The sequence below is a fragment of the Sphingobium sp. D43FB genome, assembly GCF_002312805.1.
Taxonomy (GTDB): Bacteria; Pseudomonadota; Alphaproteobacteria; order Sphingomonadales; family Sphingomonadaceae; genus Sphingobium.
The window spans coordinates 177,267-192,394 of the sequence record NZ_NMUA01000004.1 but is presented as its reverse complement, the minus strand read 5'-3'; the positions used below and the strand labels follow the sequence as shown (position 1 = coordinate 192,394).

The 15,128-nt window shown below is 62.1% G+C and carries 15 protein-coding genes, 1 tRNA gene and 2 pseudogenes; 1 reads left to right on the top strand and 17 read right to left on the bottom strand.

Features of this window, described 5'->3' with window-relative positions; genetic code table 11:
• Positions 1-294 precede the first annotated feature (294 nt).
• A complete protein-coding gene (locus SxD43FB_RS05790; RefSeq protein ID WP_096061354.1) occupies positions 295-630 on the top strand; it encodes a hypothetical protein in 336 nt (111 codons plus the stop codon).
• Between the two features lie 81 nt (positions 631-711).
• Here SxD43FB_RS05790 and SxD43FB_RS05785 read toward each other — a convergent pair.
• The 17 genes and pseudogenes from SxD43FB_RS05785 to SxD43FB_RS05700 all read right to left on the bottom strand — a co-directional run.
• Positions 712-1,593, bottom strand: a pseudogene (locus SxD43FB_RS05785) (3'-5' exonuclease); the annotation flags it as partial.
• Between the two features lie 13 nt (positions 1,594-1,606).
• Positions 1,607-2,329 (bottom strand): RES family NAD+ phosphorylase, encoded by a 723-nt coding sequence (locus SxD43FB_RS05780; RefSeq protein ID WP_255245608.1) that lies wholly within the window; start codon positions 2,327-2,329, stop codon positions 1,607-1,609.
• A complete protein-coding gene (locus tag SxD43FB_RS05775) occupies positions 2,326-2,739 on the bottom strand; it encodes an MbcA/ParS/Xre antitoxin family protein (RefSeq protein WP_096061351.1) in 414 nt (137 codons plus the stop codon). The genes SxD43FB_RS05780 and SxD43FB_RS05775 overlap by 4 nt, the downstream gene beginning before the upstream one ends.
• A 136-nt stretch (positions 2,740-2,875) precedes the next feature.
• Positions 2,876-3,034 (bottom strand): annotated as a pseudogene (locus SxD43FB_RS25815) (integrase); the annotation flags it as partial.
• 315 nt (positions 3,035-3,349) lie between these two features.
• Positions 3,350-4,678, bottom strand: a complete 1,329-nt coding sequence (locus tag SxD43FB_RS05760; protein WP_096061350.1) for a type II toxin-antitoxin system HipA family toxin — start codon at positions 4,676-4,678, stop codon at positions 3,350-3,352.
• Positions 4,678-4,929: a helix-turn-helix domain-containing protein gene (locus SxD43FB_RS05755; RefSeq protein WP_043152171.1), complete on the bottom strand. Its 252-nt coding sequence runs from the start codon at positions 4,927-4,929 to the stop codon at positions 4,678-4,680. The genes SxD43FB_RS05760 and SxD43FB_RS05755 overlap by 1 nt, the downstream gene beginning before the upstream one ends.
• 156 nt (positions 4,930-5,085) lie before the next feature.
• The gene (locus tag SxD43FB_RS05750) at positions 5,086-6,300 is read right to left on the bottom strand and encodes an integrase arm-type DNA-binding domain-containing protein (RefSeq protein ID WP_096061349.1); all 1,215 of its coding nucleotides are present in this window, start codon (positions 6,298-6,300) and stop codon (positions 5,086-5,088) included.
• Positions 6,301-6,454: 154 nt separating this feature from the next.
• Positions 6,455-6,530: transfer RNA gene (locus SxD43FB_RS05745), tRNA-Phe, on the bottom strand.
• A gap of 48 nt (positions 6,531-6,578) precedes the next feature.
• On the bottom strand, positions 6,579-6,773 hold the full coding sequence (gene yacG / locus SxD43FB_RS05740) for a DNA gyrase inhibitor YacG (protein WP_096061348.1): 195 nt from the start codon (positions 6,771-6,773) through the stop codon (positions 6,579-6,581).
• Positions 6,763-7,752: a ribonuclease gene (locus tag SxD43FB_RS05735; RefSeq protein WP_096061347.1), complete on the bottom strand. Its 990-nt coding sequence runs from the start codon at positions 7,750-7,752 to the stop codon at positions 6,763-6,765. Before SxD43FB_RS05735 ends, yacG begins: the two co-directional genes overlap by 11 nt.
• Positions 7,753-7,760: 8 nt before the next feature.
• Positions 7,761-8,333 (bottom strand): nucleoside triphosphate pyrophosphatase, encoded by a 573-nt coding sequence (locus tag SxD43FB_RS05730; protein WP_096061346.1) that lies wholly within the window; start codon positions 8,331-8,333, stop codon positions 7,761-7,763.
• Positions 8,334-8,343: 10 nt separating this feature from the next.
• Entirely contained in the window at positions 8,344-8,562 is a 219-nt protein-coding gene (gene infA / locus SxD43FB_RS05725) for a translation initiation factor IF-1 (RefSeq protein ID WP_003049127.1), read from the bottom strand.
• A gap of 57 nt (positions 8,563-8,619) precedes the next feature.
• Entirely contained in the window at positions 8,620-9,909 is a 1,290-nt protein-coding gene (locus tag SxD43FB_RS05720) for an adenosylmethionine--8-amino-7-oxononanoate transaminase (RefSeq protein ID WP_096061345.1), read from the bottom strand.
• Between the two features lie 32 nt (positions 9,910-9,941).
• Positions 9,942-10,547 (bottom strand): OmpA family protein, encoded by a 606-nt coding sequence (locus SxD43FB_RS05715; RefSeq protein ID WP_096061344.1) that lies wholly within the window; start codon positions 10,545-10,547, stop codon positions 9,942-9,944.
• Positions 10,544-12,355 (bottom strand): sodium:proton antiporter, encoded by a 1,812-nt coding sequence (locus tag SxD43FB_RS05710; protein WP_096061343.1) that lies wholly within the window; start codon positions 12,353-12,355, stop codon positions 10,544-10,546. The genes SxD43FB_RS05715 and SxD43FB_RS05710 overlap by 4 nt, the downstream gene beginning before the upstream one ends.
• Before the next feature lie 122 nt (positions 12,356-12,477).
• Positions 12,478-12,861: a DUF4168 domain-containing protein gene (locus SxD43FB_RS05705; RefSeq protein WP_069065841.1), complete on the bottom strand. Its 384-nt coding sequence runs from the start codon at positions 12,859-12,861 to the stop codon at positions 12,478-12,480.
• A gap of 215 nt (positions 12,862-13,076) precedes the next feature.
• The gene (locus tag SxD43FB_RS05700) at positions 13,077-15,119 is read right to left on the bottom strand and encodes a M13-type metalloendopeptidase (protein ID WP_096061342.1); all 2,043 of its coding nucleotides are present in this window, start codon (positions 15,117-15,119) and stop codon (positions 13,077-13,079) included.
• Positions 15,120-15,128 lie beyond the last annotated feature (9 nt).

Below are 15,128 nucleotides of genomic sequence, written 5' to 3'. Positions count from 1 at the left end.
TGGATCGAACGCGCCGGTGACGGCGGGGTTGCGCTCGAACCTAGATCGTCCGGCAACAGGCACGCCAAATGAGACAGCCTGAACCGGCGACGGCCCGATCTCGTCGTTGAGCGGCGAGTCGGACCGCCCCGGATCCTTATTTCCGCCCTTTTAAGCTGCGCCACAAAGTCGCGATGCTGGTCAGCACCGCCGCGATCCCGAGAAGAAATGATCCGTCGATTATCATCATTGCCGACTCCTTTCCTGCTCTTTATGTTCGCTATATGTTCTCATGTAGGAAAGAGGGATTTTGCGATGTGCGTTTCGATCACCCCAATTCCAGATAGCGTACGCCTGCGGGTCTCCGGCGATGTAGAGACGGTGCTGACGGTGCCCTATGACGAAGATGAGCGGTTTCTGGTGGGTCTGAGCGACGGCACTTTGCTCATGGGCTATTATGATGAAGGCATGCAGTGTCGATGGGAGGTAGCACGCGACGGCGCTGGCATTGTCCGATTCGAAGGCAATGCTGCCCGAGTCGAATGGCGCGTCGAATGGCTGACTGTCGCGACGTTCGACGCGAATGTGGTGGAGCCCGGCCTGCCGCCAGCCGTTCCGTTGTTTCCCGAGCTTGATCGTTGGGTGGCATGACAGCAGGCAAGCTCAGGGACCAGCTGGCCTGATCCAGATGCGCCAGGTCGGTGCGCGCCGTGCTACTGATGATCGGGAACTTCAGCGATGCCGCTCACACGCCGTGATGGAGAGGAAGGCGGGTTCCCCATATCCGCCATAGACCTCGCTCATCAGCCAGGCGCGTTCAGCGTCGCGGTCCTGCTCTGCGATGCTCTTCCACCAGAAGCGCATGGTGAGATCCCAGCGATATCCACGAGATTTCAGCCGGTCCTTGGAATCGAAGGGCGCGTCGATGGCGTTCACCCGGTAGGTCTGCTGTTCTGAGCAGGCAATCAGCTTTGCCAGGATCGTCTGCCCGTTCGGCAGGCCGTGAGAGAGCAGATAGAGGAGGGCCAAGATGTCATTTTCGGCCCTGTGCCCTTCATAAAACCAGCCGCATTGCGAAACGAGATGGGCAAGGGCCCGCCCCTCGAATCCGAGCCCAAGCCAGTCCAGCTCCGCCATCGAGCAGGCCCAGGGTTTGCTGGCGATGGCAGGCAGGCGGCGATCCACGAACGGCCTGTCGAAAGCGGCATTGTGCGCGACGATGATGTCGGCGGAGGAGAGAATGCCCACCGCAGCCGATTCATCGATCTGCTGCTCCGCCACGTCCGCATCGGTAAGGCCGGTCAGGCTGGTGATTTTCGGATCGATCGGCATGCCTGGATCTTCGCGCCAGACCCGAGGAACCCCGACCTGGGTGATCCGTCCACGCTCATCGAACCGGAAACGCTGGATCGCGAGTTCGATGATCCGATCGGTCTCTCGGTCGAGCCCGGTCGTCTCCACATCAATCACAACCCCGATACGGCTGGAGGCCGCAGGACTTGCTGCATGGAAATGCGTGATGGGGCCTAGGCGCCGCTGCACCCGATAATCTGGATGCGTGCCCAGCAGGCGGGCCGCCTGCGCGTGGCGATCGCTTGCAGTGTCGTTCATCTGGCGGCGGCTCCGTTCATGCGCCCTCTACCACCCTGAACACAGCGCCGCTTCCTGCGTCCCGAACAAGATCGACCCGCTTGCCGTTCCAGTGATAGTCGAGATGCCGACCCTGAACAGGGCTCGAGGCGCAGTCCGGATAGAATAGCGCGCCGCACTCGCCACCGGCCTGCCGGACGCTTGGATAGGCAATACCGTCCGAGCCTGAACGGCGCAGCGTCGCGGCGAACTGCTGCGCCGCTTCGTAGCTGTCGGGATCGAGGCAAGGGCCGAATGCCTCTGCATGCGCTCTGAGATCATGCAAATCGGCATCGACCTTCAGAATGATCTCCCGAAACTGCGATGTCCATCCGGCAGGCTCGGCCGTTCGGGCCATGAAGCGCGCATGATGATGGATGGTCTCGAACAGCGCGGTTTCATAACTGCGCGCAACATAGAGCACGCCATGATGTCCGGCGGAGAACCGGCTTGGTCGATCGGGACTGACATGAGTGAATGACGCCATGAGATAGGAGGCACCAACGCCGCCGACCCGTCGCGCTGGAGGGACGAGATCGATATTGCCGACCGACGTCATGATCCGCGGGTTCGTCTTCTGCTCGGCGGAGATGAGGAGGGGCCAGTCTGCAGGGTCCGCAATGTCCTCGAACAGATCAATGGGCGGATAGATGCTGCGGATGATCCTGACCGCACCCTCCCATTCGACCCTGTTGACCGGCGGACCATTAGTCGCCGTCACCAGCCGCCGCGCTCCGCGTCCAGATAGCGCCGCACGCGCATGATGTCGGTCAATTCGCCGCCAAGCATGACCGCCAGCGCGCTCGCGCCATCGAAGGCGGCGTTGGGCGCCTTGATCCAGTCATAGCCGCGATGTGGCTCCTGAAAGATGATCCGCAAGGCCTTGTGGATGCCCATCAGGTTGGACAGGCGCGCAAGGCCGTCACGCGAGATGCGGCCCGGCCCTTCGGCCTTCCACCGACGGAAGCTGCGCAAAGGCATATCGGTCAGCATAGCGGCCTGCTCGTCCGTGACACCCCACTTGGCGAAAAGATTGAGGGCCGCACGAAACATCGCGCCGCCTTCATCCTGCGTGACAGGCTCAGGCCGGAACGGAGCTGGAACCGTCTCGATGGGTTGCAACATGCTCATAATCGCCTCCGTATGGCATAATATATGAAATAAATGCCAAATGGCAATATCAAACTACTATGTGCTAATTCGCATAGAAGCTGCGCACGGGGTAAGGCGTATAAGCCAATCGGCATTCCCATTCACTCTTGCTTCGTCACCGCCGCCCAAATTTCGCTTTGATAACCTTTTCAGCCGCTCGGAGCTGGTCGAGATAATCGCTCCAATATTGCATCATCTTCACCCGCTCATTCCAATGCTCTCCGCGCAGATAGGCGCGCCGGACATCGTTGCTTTCGACATGCGCCAAGCTGCGCACTGGCATATCGGTAAGAACGGCAGCCTACTCATCGGTGATACCCCATCTGGCAAACAGATTGAGAGCCGCGCGAAACATCGGCCTAACTTCTTCTTGCGTGACACGTTCCTGCCGGAACGGAGCCGGAGCTGTCTCAATAGGTTGCAGGATGGCCATATGGCAAAATTAAACAATAAGCTGCCAAATGGCAATTGACTATGTGTCAGTGGTCGCCGCTCAGGGCCTTCCCGGTAAATTGATGCCGACTTGCGATACACCCAGGGCAGTCATCTTGATGGCTCCGTCAGCAAGCGGTTGCCCTTCAGATGTGGCTCAGATTTCGGCGAGCCCAAGCTCCAATGCCCTCAGCCTGGCCTCCATGCCATTCATGATGCTTGCATGTGTGGCTGTGGCAAGCCCATCGGGCATCATGGACATTGCCTGCTCAGGGGCTCTTTCTGCCATATGGATGACCTCACGGAACACCTTGCCGATGAGAGTAGGACCGAGCCCCGCCTCCTTCGCGGTTTCCACGAAATGTCGTCCGACAATGTTCAGAATCTGATATTTGCGGCTGTTGCCCGCAGACATCGCGAGCTTATAGTTGTTGTTCTGGATCTGCCGCGCATCGAACGCAGGCTGAGCCGTGAGAACGTCGTAGAATGGCGTGAGCCCGAAGCGTCCGCCAGGGCGCAAGAAGATGCTGAAATTCTTGGCGTGACCGTCCGTTGCCCCGATGAGCCAGAATATAATCTGGCTTTTCAGGAAGGCGGCCTGATCCTCAAGGGGATTATCGCTGCTTCCGAGCAGCTTGAGGATTGCAACGGCGCCAGGCCCGCCATGGCTCTGATATTTCTGGACAGAAGGGATGCCCAAGGCCTGGCAGAGGTCTTCCTGGGGCAGTCGGATCAGTTCGGTCGGACTCCTCCAGCGACGATCGAAGCGCTCGACCGCCAGCACCATGCGCGCGCCGAATGTGGCGATCTCGGTCTTGGCGACGGGCAAGCCAAAGCCTTCCAGCAGCTTGAGGCAATAATGTTCATTCTCGACGCTGTCGGTCATGTCGACCATCCCGAACGCCGTGGGAATTTTACCGAGTTGCGGCTTGAGGATGTGGGTTGTGGGGGTTGTTCCGAGCGGTCTTAGCCACTGGCCATCATGGAAAAGCAGGGCTGTCTTTTCCTGTGCTCCGGCAACCGAAATCCGGAACTCATGCTCCATGTCGATGCCTAGTGGCGCCTGCGTGAGATTGGCCAGCATCTGCTCGATCTCGGTGTCGCTGATGGGCTCTCCATCCACCGGCTGAATGCCATCGGAGGCGACATCATCCGGCAGGAATTGCATGGCGCCCACGCAATCCCGCCCGATACGCTCCAGCAGACTATAGGCGTCGCTGCCCTGGGCGCCGGTCCGCTCGGCGACACGGCGACGCACGGCCGCATTATCCGGCAGCAGATTATCGAAGACGGCGAGCACAGCTTCGCCGGTGTACGGCGATTCGCGCAGGGGCAACGAAAGGGAGATTGGAAATCCATGCTCCCAGCCGAGCCAGCTTTGATCGTAGCGGAATTCGATGGCGCCGCTGGATTGCTTGAGGAGACGTCCAGCCAGACGGTTGTTGATGAATATGTTGAGCGGCGGGTGCGTTCTGCGCCGGCCCATCAGAAGATATCCTCAATATCAGGCGCCGATTTGCCGGACCGCTGATCGATGACCATTTCCAGATCGAGGGCGGCGAACAGCGCATAGATCGAGGACAATCGGGTGCCCTCCTGTCCGGTCTCGATTTTCGAGACCAATTCCTGTCGCAGGCCCGCCAGGCCAGCCAGTTCTGTCTGGCTCATGCCCTTCTGCTTGCGCGCGCGCTGGATGGCGGCGCCGAGCTGCCTGGACGATCGTGCGATATGAGCCATGAGCCAGTCTCCCTGCTAACTCTTATGCCTCATATCGCATAAATCTACAATATGCTTTTTTCAGCATAAAACCGTCTTATGTTCCAGATCACATAAAAGTAGATTATGCGATTTTTCACATAGGCCCACGACTTTGGAACCAACGGTGAACCCTCGTCAGCGCCGCCCGAACCTGGCCTTAATAATTTTCTCGGCCGCCCGAAGCTGATCGAGATAGTCGCTCCAGTATTGCATCATCTTGACCCGCTCGTTCCAATGCTCGCCGCGCAGATAGGCGCGCCGGACATCGTTGCTCTCCACATGCGCTAATTGCCGTTCGATCGCGTCAGGATGCCATTTGCGGCTCTCATTAAGCAGCGTGCTCGCCGTCGCGCGGAAGCCGTGCCCGGTCATCTGGGTCTTGTCATAACCCAGCCTCCGAAGGGCAGCGTTTACGGTGTTCTCCGACATCGGCCGCCTCGGATCGCGAATGCTTGGAAACAGATATTTAGCGTGACCGGTGATCGGGTAGAGCGCCTCCAGCAGGTCCATGATCTGCGTGGAGAGCGGCACGCGATGCTCACGCCCCATTTTCATCTTCTCCGCCGGGATCGTCCAGATGGCCAGATCCGGGTCGAACTCGCTCCACTCGGCATGGCGCAGCTCGCCGGGCCGGACAAAGGTGTGAATGCCCACCTTGAGCGCAATCTCGACCGCAGGTTGGCCCTCATAGCCCCACAGGGCGCGTAACAGCTCTCCGACCCCGCCGGGATCGGTGATGGCAGCGCGATGCGTGACCTTGGGCGTGATAAGCGCGCCTTGGAGATCAGCTGTGACGTCACGCTGTGCGCGTCCAGTGGCGATCGCATAACGCATGATGCTGCCGCAGGTGGTCCTCAGCCGCCTCGCCGATTCGTAGCGCCCCTTCACCTCTACAACTCGCAGGACAGCAAGCACTTCCGGCGCGGTCAGTTCACCGATCGGCCGCTCGCCAATGATCGGCTCTGCATAGCGCAGCAACCATCGCATCTTTTCCATCGTGGCTTTCGAACGCCCTTCGGCTTCCAACTTGGCAAGCCACTCCTGCGCTACCTCGCCAAAACTCGTCCCGCCATTCAGCGCGAGGGCGCGGGCTAGCTTTTTGTAGGTGGATGGGTTCGTGCCGCGCTCAAGCAGCTTGCTTGCTTCCAGGCGCTTCTCCCGGGCCTCCTTGAGTGAGACTTCCGGATAGACGCCGAGCGATAGCGTCTGCTGCTTTCCGCCATGCGAGAAATTCCAGCGCCAGTAGCGAGCGCCGTTAGGGTTCACGAGCAGATAGAGCCCGTGCATGTCGCCGACTTTAAACGATTTGTCCTGAAGCCCAATTTTACGGATGGCGGCATCGGTGAGCATGACGTCGATTTTCCTGGTTTTAATACCAAGAAAAATACCGTTGGTGCATCCGGGTGGCAAGGCAGGCACATGGACGACGGCGGACGAGATACCACAAACCGTCCAAAATATACCATGGATTTCGGACGGCTATGGACAGGAAAAACAAGGGAAATGGTGCCCGGAGACGGATTCGAACCGCCGACACAGCGATTTTCAATCGCTTGCTCTACCAACTGAGCTATCCAGGCACAGCCAACTGCGGAGTGTTCCGCCCGATGGAGGCGTGCCTATAGGCGTCAATCCTGTTCGCTGTCTAGCCCATAATCGCCGATTTTTTGCGTGTCATCCTCGGCGGGTGGCCCGGCGACGCGATAGCCTTCGCCCAGCCATTGCAGCAGATCGCGGTCGCGGCAGGCCGCGCTGCAGAACGGCCGCGTTTCCGCGCTGGCGGACTTGTTGCAGACTGGACAGGCGGCGGCTTTAGGCGACATGGCCACCCGCGATCGCGAGGGTGGCATCGGCCTGCATGCTGATCGCGCCGCCGCGACGCTTGGCAAGCTGTTCGATCCAGTTGGGCCGCTTGTGCAGATAGTCGATGATGGCGGGCGCGGCGACCAGCGTCGCGGGACCGCCCTGGCCATGCCGTTCGGCGCGCCGCAACAAGGCGAGCGCAGCGGTCGCCACCGGATCTTCGCGCAATAACTCCATCAGGTTCGCGCGCTCGCGGCGGCGGATGATCTGGACGAAGCCGAAGCCGTTGACCGCCGTGCGCTCGAAGGGGAGCGGCAAATATTTGTCGATCTGGGCGGCGGCGATGATCCGCTCGTCCTTGTTGTTCATCGTCGGCAGGTCGATGCCGATCGATCCGCTCAGGCCCATGCGCCGCACCGTCTGCGCCGCCAGCTTCGCGCCCTTCGGCCCCAGTTGCGCCGGCGGCAGCGACCCGTCAATGTCGATCAGCAGCATGGCGGGCGTCAGATAAAGGCGCAGCGCCGCGGCCTCTGTGCCGACTTCGCCGCTGATCGCTTCTTCCATCAACTCGCTCCAGCCATGGGCTTCCAGCCGGTCTTCCTCATGCGCGGGGCATGGGACGACGGGGACGCCGGTGGCCCGGATACGCTGGAGCAGGCTGGGACCGGCTTGTGCTTTCATGCCCGGCTGGGTGCTGCGGCCCTTGGCGCGCTTGGGGCGGCCTTCTTCAGGGATTGCTTCGCGCAGGATTTCGACCAGCAGGTTCGCGCCCTCCGCCAGCCGGGGCGGAATCGGTTCGATCAGCACTTCCTCGCCACTGATCAGGCGGACGATGCCGCGCTTTTTGGGAATGACCGTGGTGATGAGCTTGCCCTGCATCACCGCGCCCGCGCGTGCGGCATCGCCTTCGCGCTCGATCAGCGCCTCGACCAGCTTACCCTTTTCGATCAGCGCGGCACGGGCCTCGCCAATGCCTTCTTCATAAAGCCACTCGGCCATGTCGGTTCCTAATCGAGGGGATGGCCCGCTGCCTTGAGCAGCGTGCGGGTTTCGTAGAGCGGCAGGCCCATGATCGCGCTATGGCTGCCCTGAATCGCGCGGATCAGCCCGGCGGCTTTGCCTTGGATGGCATAGCCACCCGCCTTGCCGCGCCATTCGTCGCTGGCAATATAGCGGTCGATCTCCGCCGCCTCCAGCCGCTTGAACGTCACGATATTGGTCGACAGCCGATGCCGTGCGACGCCCGCGCCGTCGATCAGCGTGATGGCGCTCAGCACGCGATGGCGACGGCCCGACAGCAGCGTCAGGCAAGCGCGCGCCTCCGCCTCGCTTTCCGCCTTGGGCAAGATGCGCCGTCCAGCAGCCACCACCGTATCGCCCGACAGAACCAGCGCGCCGTCATGGCGTGCCGCCACCACCACCGCCTTTTCAGCAGCGATCCGCGCGGCATAGAGCGCGGGCAGTTCGGCTTTGCGGGGCGTTTCGTCCAAGTCGGCGGGATCGACCGCATCCGGGACAACGCCGATTTGCCCCAGCAGCGCGAGCCGCCGGGGGGATGCCGAAGCCAATATGAGTCGCATCAGATACGACTTATTTGAAACGGTACGTGATCCGACCCTTGGTCAGGTCGTAAGGGGTCAGCTCGACAAGAACTTCGTCACCCACCAGCACGCGGATGCGATTCTTGCGCATCTTGCCGGCGGTGTGGCCGAGAATTTCGTGGTCATTTTCAAGCCGGACACGGAACATGGCGTTGGGGAGAAGCTCCACAACCTGTCCGCGCATTTCAAGCAGTTCTTCTTTCGCCATAATATCCCAAATTCGCAAAATCGCGCCGCCATAGCGCCAAACTGCGCAAAATGGAAGTCACGCTTTCACGCCGAACCGATCCCCTGCCGCGATGAGCGCTGCGAAAATGTGATCGAGCTGTATTTCATCCAGGCAATAGGGCGGCATGAGATAGATGCTGTTGCCCAAGGGCCGCAGCAATATGCCCCACTCCAGGAAGAAGGCCCGGAGCCGGGGCGCAAGGTCCGACAGATAGCCCGCATCCGGCGCGATCAGATCGATCGCCGCGATTGTCCCCAGTTGCCGCGGATTGGCGAAGGCGGAATGCTGCGCCAAGTCTGCGAGACGCGTCGCGATGCCATCGCTCAGCCTCGCGATCCGGCCCAGCACATCCTCTTCACGCCAGATGGCGAGATTGGCGGCCGCCGCTGCGCAGGCGATGGCGTTCGCGGTATAGCTGGACGAATGGTAGAAAAGCCGCGCCCGGTCGGTGGAGCGATGCGCTTCGAAGATCGGCGCGGTCGCCAGCGTCGCCGCCAGCGGGATCGCGCCACCGGTAATGCCCTTCGCCACTGCCATGATGTCGGGCACGACCCCTGCCTGTTCGCAGGCAAACAGCGTGCCGGTGCGGCCCCAGCCAGTCATCACTTCGTCCACAATGAACAGCACATCATGGCGGCGGCAGATCGCGGCCATCTCGCGAAGGATCGCAGGCGGGTAAACCAGCATCCCGCCCGCGCCCAAAATCAGCGGCTCGACGATGAAGGCGGCGGGCTTTTCGCGGCAAGCGGCATCAAGCGCATCAAGGCAGGCCTGCTCCTGGCCCGGCGCAGGAAAAGGAATCGTCCCGACATCGAACAGCAACGGCGTCCAGGCGGCATTATAGACGCCCCGCTCGCCGATCGACATCGTGCCGATCGTATCGCCATGATAGCTATGGTCCAGCACTAATATACGACTGCGCGCCTCGCCCAGCCCGTCCAGCGCGCGGTTATGCCAATAACCAAGCGCCATCTTCAGCGCGACCTCGACCGCGGTGGAGCCGCTGTCGGAATAGAAGACATGCGCGAGACTGGGCTGATCGGGCGCGTGCGGGGCAAGGTCGATCAGGCCACGCGCTACTTCCTCGGCGGGCGCATGGGTGTAGCCCGCGAAGATAAGCTGATCGAGTTGCCCCGCCTGCGCCGCAATGGCGGCGGCGATAGGCGGGTGGCAATGGCCATGGGTCGTCACCCACCAGCTCGAAATCGCGTCGATCAACGTGCTGCCATCGGCCAGATGCAACAGCGCACCCTCGGCGCGCACGACCTGGGGGATCGGCTCGTTCAGGCCATGCTGGGTGAAGGGGTGCCAGACAGGAGAGGTCATCGCCTGTCTTTAGGCGAGAGCCGCCTGCAAGGCTATGGCTTCTCCGCGTCCGGCGCATCCACCGGCACGGGCGGCGGAATGACGACCGGCGGCGGCGTGACGCGCACCTCGACCCGGCGATTCTTGGCCCGGCCTTCGGGATCGTCGCTACCATCCTCCTTGGCATTGGGCGCGATCGGCCGGGTTTCCCCCAGAGCGACCAGCCTGATGCGCTCGGCCGCCACGCCCTTTTCCACCAGATAATCGCGCACCCGCTCGGCGCGGCGGCGGGAAGCAACGCGGTTGTCGCCATCGGTGCCCAGCGAATCGCTATGCCCACGCAGCGCGACAGTCCCGCCCGCCTGCATCGCCGGGGTCGTCATCAGCGCGTCCAGAGCCGCCTTCGCCCCATCGTCCAACTGGAGCGACAGCGCACCGAAGCCGATCAGCAATTCTTCCGGCTCGATCTTGGGTTCTTCCACCGTGGGCACGACTTCGGGGCGCAGGATGGAGCGTTGCGGCTCGACCATATTGTCCGCGCCATTGTCCGCCACGCCATTGTCGGCGATCGCGTTATTGGCAGCCTCCTGCCCAGCGGGCGGCTGACACGCAGCCAAGCTCGCGCACAGGAGCAGCGCGGTTGGGGCCAATTTGGTCATTCTTCCTTTCCTTTCGATCGGATCGGGGCGGGCGGCACATAGGACAGGATGGTGTCGCCGGGCTGGGGCGTGGGGCGCGACGCATGGGAGAAGAAACGCAGCGCCCCGGTCCGGCGCACAAGCAAGAGCATGTCACCCTCCGGCGGCAAGGCGGCGCGGGCTGCCTCATAATCGAACTGTTCGCTGATCTTCGTCTTGCGGAAGGTCCAGCCTTGCTCCTCGCGTTCCACAATATCTTCCACACCATGGCCTGACGTGAAGAGCGTCCGGCCGCGCAGGGACTCCGGCAAGGTGCGTGGGTCGTCATCATCGCTGGCGTCGCCCAGCTGATAAACATTGTCACGGCCGATCTCCGGCGCGAATTCGTTGCAGACCAATGCGTTATAGGCTTCGTTGCCGGTCGCAGCAGCCAGCACCTGAAACTGGGCCAGATCCAGCCGCTCTTCGGTGGCTTCGGACAAGATTTCGCCGTGATAGGTGGGGATGCCCTTGTGCCGGGCCGGGGCAAGCCGTTGCCAGCTATTGTCGGCGATCGTCACGGGTATGTCGATCTGCCGCAACTGATCGGCCAACCCCAGACTGAAAGGCGTCGCGCCGACGATCAATAGCCCCTGTTCCGATGCGCCCGTCACCTTGAGCAGCCGCGCGACCGCCTTGATCGAAAAACCATGGAAAAGGATCGTCGCGATGACGACCGCAAAGGACAAGGTGACCAGGATCGATCCGTCACCATAGCCGAGCCGGTCGAGCCGCAGCGCGAACAGGCCGGAAATGGCCACCGCGACGATACCGCGCGGCGCGATCCACGCGACCAGCAGCCGCTCGTTCCAGGGGACGGGGGAGAAGGCAAGGCTGAGCAGAACGGTGGCAGGCCGCACTAGGAACAAAAGCGCCAGCAGGAAGCCGATGAAGCGCCATTCGAACTGGCGCAACACCTCCAGGTTGAGCGAGGCAGAGAGGATGACGAACACGCCCGAAATAAGCAGGACGGTGACATTCTCCTTGAACGGCTGAATGTCGCGCAGCGAATCGAAGCGCATATTGGCCAGCGCCACGCCCATCACCGTAACCGCCAACAATCCGGTTTCCTGCTGGATCATGTTCGATCCGACAAAGACACCGATCACCGCGACCAGCAATATCGGTGCCTTGAGATATTCGGGCACATGACCGCGCGGAAAGGCCCAGCCGATCGCACGGGCGGCAAGCCAGCCGATCAGGCCTGCGATGACCGCAGCACCCAGCAGCGACAAGATGACCGACGCCAGCGTCCCGCCCTCGCCTGCCCGGCGCAGATATTCATAGGTCACGACGCCGAGCAGCGCCCCGACCGGATCATTGACGATCGCTTCCCATTTCAGGATGGCGCGCGGCCGCGCCGCAACGTTGGATTGGCGCAGCAACGGCAGCACCACGGTCGGACCCGTGACCACCAATATCCCGGCGAACAGGATCGCCACCGGCCAGACCAGCCCCGCGACATAATAGCAGGCGATCGCGCCCAATACCCAGCCGATCGGCGCGCCGAGCAGGACTAGGCGGATCACCGCGCCATCAGTCTTGCGCAATTCGCGAAAGTTGAGGCTGAGGCCACCTTCGAACAGGATCAGCGCGACCGCGATCGACACCATCGGTTCGAGCAGCTCGCCGAACACATGTTCGGGATTGATGATGTGGAGAACGGGGCCGCCGATGACGCCCGCCGCCAGCATCAGCGCAATGGCGGGCCAGCCGGTGCGCCATGCGATCCACTGCGCGCCGATCCCCAATATGCCGATCAGCGCGATGGAAAGGGCCAGTTGCTGCATGGCAGGCACGATAGACAGACAGCGCGGCCGCCGTCACCCCCTGATATTTTTAACCGGTCGGGGAACCACCGGGCGGTGGGACGAAAAATGGGCCGATCAAGAACCGGCCCATCCGTCTTTCATCAGGGCTGCGGCTGCGCCGGGGCGGCGGGTGCCGCTGCTTGAATGCGCTGCTGAAGCGCGGGGTCGGTGGCAGCAGCCTGGCCGATCTGGTTGAACTTTTCAGGCGGCAGGCCCGACGCCTGCAACGCGGCGAGCATCTTGGGCTGCTTCTCGGCGGCCGGGATCGACGCATCCGCCTGGATTTTCGTCACTTCGGTGGCCGCAGCGGCAAATTGCTGGATATCGCTATCGCTGAAATTGCTGGCTCCGGCGGCGGGCGCTGCCGGGGAAGCGGGTGCCGCAGGGGCGGGCTGCGTGGTCTGCGCCGCGAGCGGGGCAACCGCGAAAAGAGCGGCCGATGCGAGGCCAGCCTTGAGGGCGTGGGAAAGGGTGAGGCTCTTCACAATGCGTCTCCTTGAACTGATGACCCGTCAGAAGCTGTGGACAACGCATCGGCATGGGAAGGCCCGTTCCGTCGAGCCGTGGCATAAGGCGGACGATGTTCGGGTTCCCGACAGTTCGTCCTTTTTGGACAACGGGCCATCAGCCGCCACTACCGTTGCGACCTTGCAACAAGTTTGCGCCGACTCCGAAAACCGGGGTCGGCGCACGCTTGTCATCACCAGATTTTGACGCGCTCCTTAGGCTCCAGATAGAGCTTGCCGCCCGGCGCAGGCTTGAACGCCTCATACCAGCTATCGAAATTCCGCACGATGTCAGCGCGATATTGCGACGGCGCGTGCGGATCGGTGACCAGCCGCTGGCGCAGATTGGCCTCGCGATAATTGCGCCGCCACACCTGCGCCCAGCCCAAGAAGAAGCGCTGGTCGCCGGTCATGCCGTCGATCACCGGCGCGGGCTTGCCGCTCAGCGAGGCATGATAGGCATCGAGCGCAACGGCCAGACCACCCAGATCGCCGATATTCTCGCCCAGCGTGAACGCCCCCTTCACATGCGCGCCGGGGAACGGCTCATAGGCGTCATATTGGGTGACCAGCTTGTCGGTCAGCGCCTTGAAATTGGCGACATCGGCGTCGGTCCACCATTGGTTGAGCTTGCCGGTCTCGTCATATTTCGCGCCCTGATCGTCGAAATGATGGCTCAGTTCATGGCCGATCACCGCGCCGATACCGCCATAATTGACCGCCGGGTCGGCGTTGGGATCAAAGAAGGGCGGTTGCAGGATCGCGGCGGGGAACACGATCTCGACCATGCCGAAATTGGCATAGGCGTTGATCTCCATCGGCGTCATGCCCCATTCCCAACGATAGATGGGCTTGCCCAGCTTCCCGATATTATAGTCGAAATCGAACTGATTGGCGCGCATCGCATTGCCCAGCAGATCGTCGCGCTGGATGGCGAGGCCATCATAGTCGCGCCATTTGTCGGGATAGCCGATCTTGGGGGTGAAGGCCGCCAGCTTCTTGTGCGCACGCGCCTTGGCGGTGTCGCTCATCCACGGCAGGCCGTCGATGCGACGTCCCATGGCGGCGATCACATTCTTGACCAGCACATCCATCGCCGCCTTGGTTTCGGGCGGGAAATATTGCGCGACATAGACTTTGCCGACCTCTTCGCCGAGTGAATCCTTGAGGAAATCGACGCCCCGCTTCCACCGCGCCTCACGCTCTGGCGTACCTGACAGGGTGGTGCCGTAAAAGGCGAAGTCGGCATTGGCGATGTTGTCGGGCAGTTTGTCGGCATAAGCATGCAGGCTGCGCAGCAACAGCGCGTCCTTCAGCACGGCGATCGGCGTCTTGGCGATCAGCGCCGCCTCGCCGGTGATGGCGGAGGGTTGGGCGACGAGCAGGTCGGTCGGCGTCAGGCCATTCGCCTTGAAATAGGCGGCGAAGTCGAAGCCTGGCGCGGCCTTTTGCAGGGCGGCCAGCGTCAGCTTATTATAGGTCTTGTCCGCGTCGCGGCTGTCGATCTGGGTCCAGTGGACCTTGGCCACTTCCGTCTCGAACGCCATCAAGGCGGCGGCGCGCGCCTTGGCGTCTGTTTCACCCGCCAGCGTCAGCATCGTCTCCAGATGCGCGACATAGGCGGCGCGGATCTTTGCCATTTCCGGCTTTTCATCCAGATAATAGTCGCGATCCGGGAGGCCGAGGCCACCCTGGCTCATCGAGAGGATATAGGTTTCGGGGTCTTTGTCATCCTGCCCGACATAGAAGCGGAACGGGCCGCTGATCCCGGCGCGAGCGGCCTTGGCGGCGAGTGTCGCATAGCCCGCCTTGTCCTTCACGCCCTTGATCTCGGCCATCCAGGGCTTGATCGGGGCCAGCCCCTTGGCTTCGACCGCAGCGGTGTCGAGATAGCTGGCATAGGCCGCGCCGATCTTGCTCGCCGGATCATCCTTCGCCGCGTCCAGAATCGCGCGGGTGCGGCTGCGCGACAATTCGTCGAGCGTGTTGAACGCGCCATAGTTGGACTTGTCGGCGGGGATCGGCGTGTTTTTCGCCCAAGTGCCATTGGCATGGTCGTAGAAATCATCGCCCGGCTTCACCGACAGGTCCATGCCTGCCGCATCGAAGCCATAGCTGCCATAAGTGGGCTTGGCCGGGGCCGAAGCCGGAGCGGTTGTGGCGGGCTGTTGCGCGTGGGCGATACCAGCGGTCAGCGCCAGTGCGGAGGCGGCAGCGCCCATAAGGAGGTGTTTCATCAAAGCATC

Bases quoted from the DNA above. Each gene is read 5' to 3' on its own strand.
- yacG (WP_096061348.1), bottom strand. From the start codon at position 6,773: ATGTCGCCTAAAGCCGCCGCCTGTCCAGTCTGCAACAAGTCCGCCAGC.
- SxD43FB_RS05790 (WP_096061354.1), top strand. From the start codon at position 295: ATGTGCGTTTCGATCACCCCAATTCCAGATAGCGTACGCCTGCGGGTC.
- SxD43FB_RS05730 (WP_096061346.1), bottom strand. From the start codon at position 8,333: ATGCGACTCATATTGGCTTCGGCATCCCCCCGGCGGCTCGCGCTGCTG.
- SxD43FB_RS05715 (WP_096061344.1), bottom strand. From the start codon at position 10,547: ATGACCAAATTGGCCCCAACCGCGCTGCTCCTGTGCGCGAGCTTGGCT.
- SxD43FB_RS05710 (WP_096061343.1), bottom strand. From the start codon at position 12,355: ATGCAGCAACTGGCCCTTTCCATCGCGCTGATCGGCATATTGGGGATC.
- SxD43FB_RS05700 (WP_096061342.1), bottom strand. From the start codon at position 15,119: ATGAAACACCTCCTTATGGGCGCTGCCGCCTCCGCACTGGCGCTGACC.
- SxD43FB_RS05775 (WP_096061351.1), bottom strand. From the start codon at position 2,739: ATGAGCATGTTGCAACCCATCGAGACGGTTCCAGCTCCGTTCCGGCCT.
- SxD43FB_RS05720 (WP_096061345.1), bottom strand. From the start codon at position 9,909: ATGACCTCTCCTGTCTGGCACCCCTTCACCCAGCATGGCCTGAACGAG.
- infA (WP_003049127.1), bottom strand. From the start codon at position 8,562: ATGGCGAAAGAAGAACTGCTTGAAATGCGCGGACAGGTTGTGGAGCTT.
- SxD43FB_RS05735 (WP_096061347.1), bottom strand. From the start codon at position 7,752: ATGGCCGAGTGGCTTTATGAAGAAGGCATTGGCGAGGCCCGTGCCGCG.
- SxD43FB_RS05750 (WP_096061349.1), bottom strand. From the start codon at position 6,300: ATGCTCACCGATGCCGCCATCCGTAAAATTGGGCTTCAGGACAAATCG.
- SxD43FB_RS05755 (WP_043152171.1), bottom strand. From the start codon at position 4,929: ATGGCTCATATCGCACGATCGTCCAGGCAGCTCGGCGCCGCCATCCAG.
- SxD43FB_RS05760 (WP_096061350.1), bottom strand. From the start codon at position 4,678: ATGGGCCGGCGCAGAACGCACCCGCCGCTCAACATATTCATCAACAAC.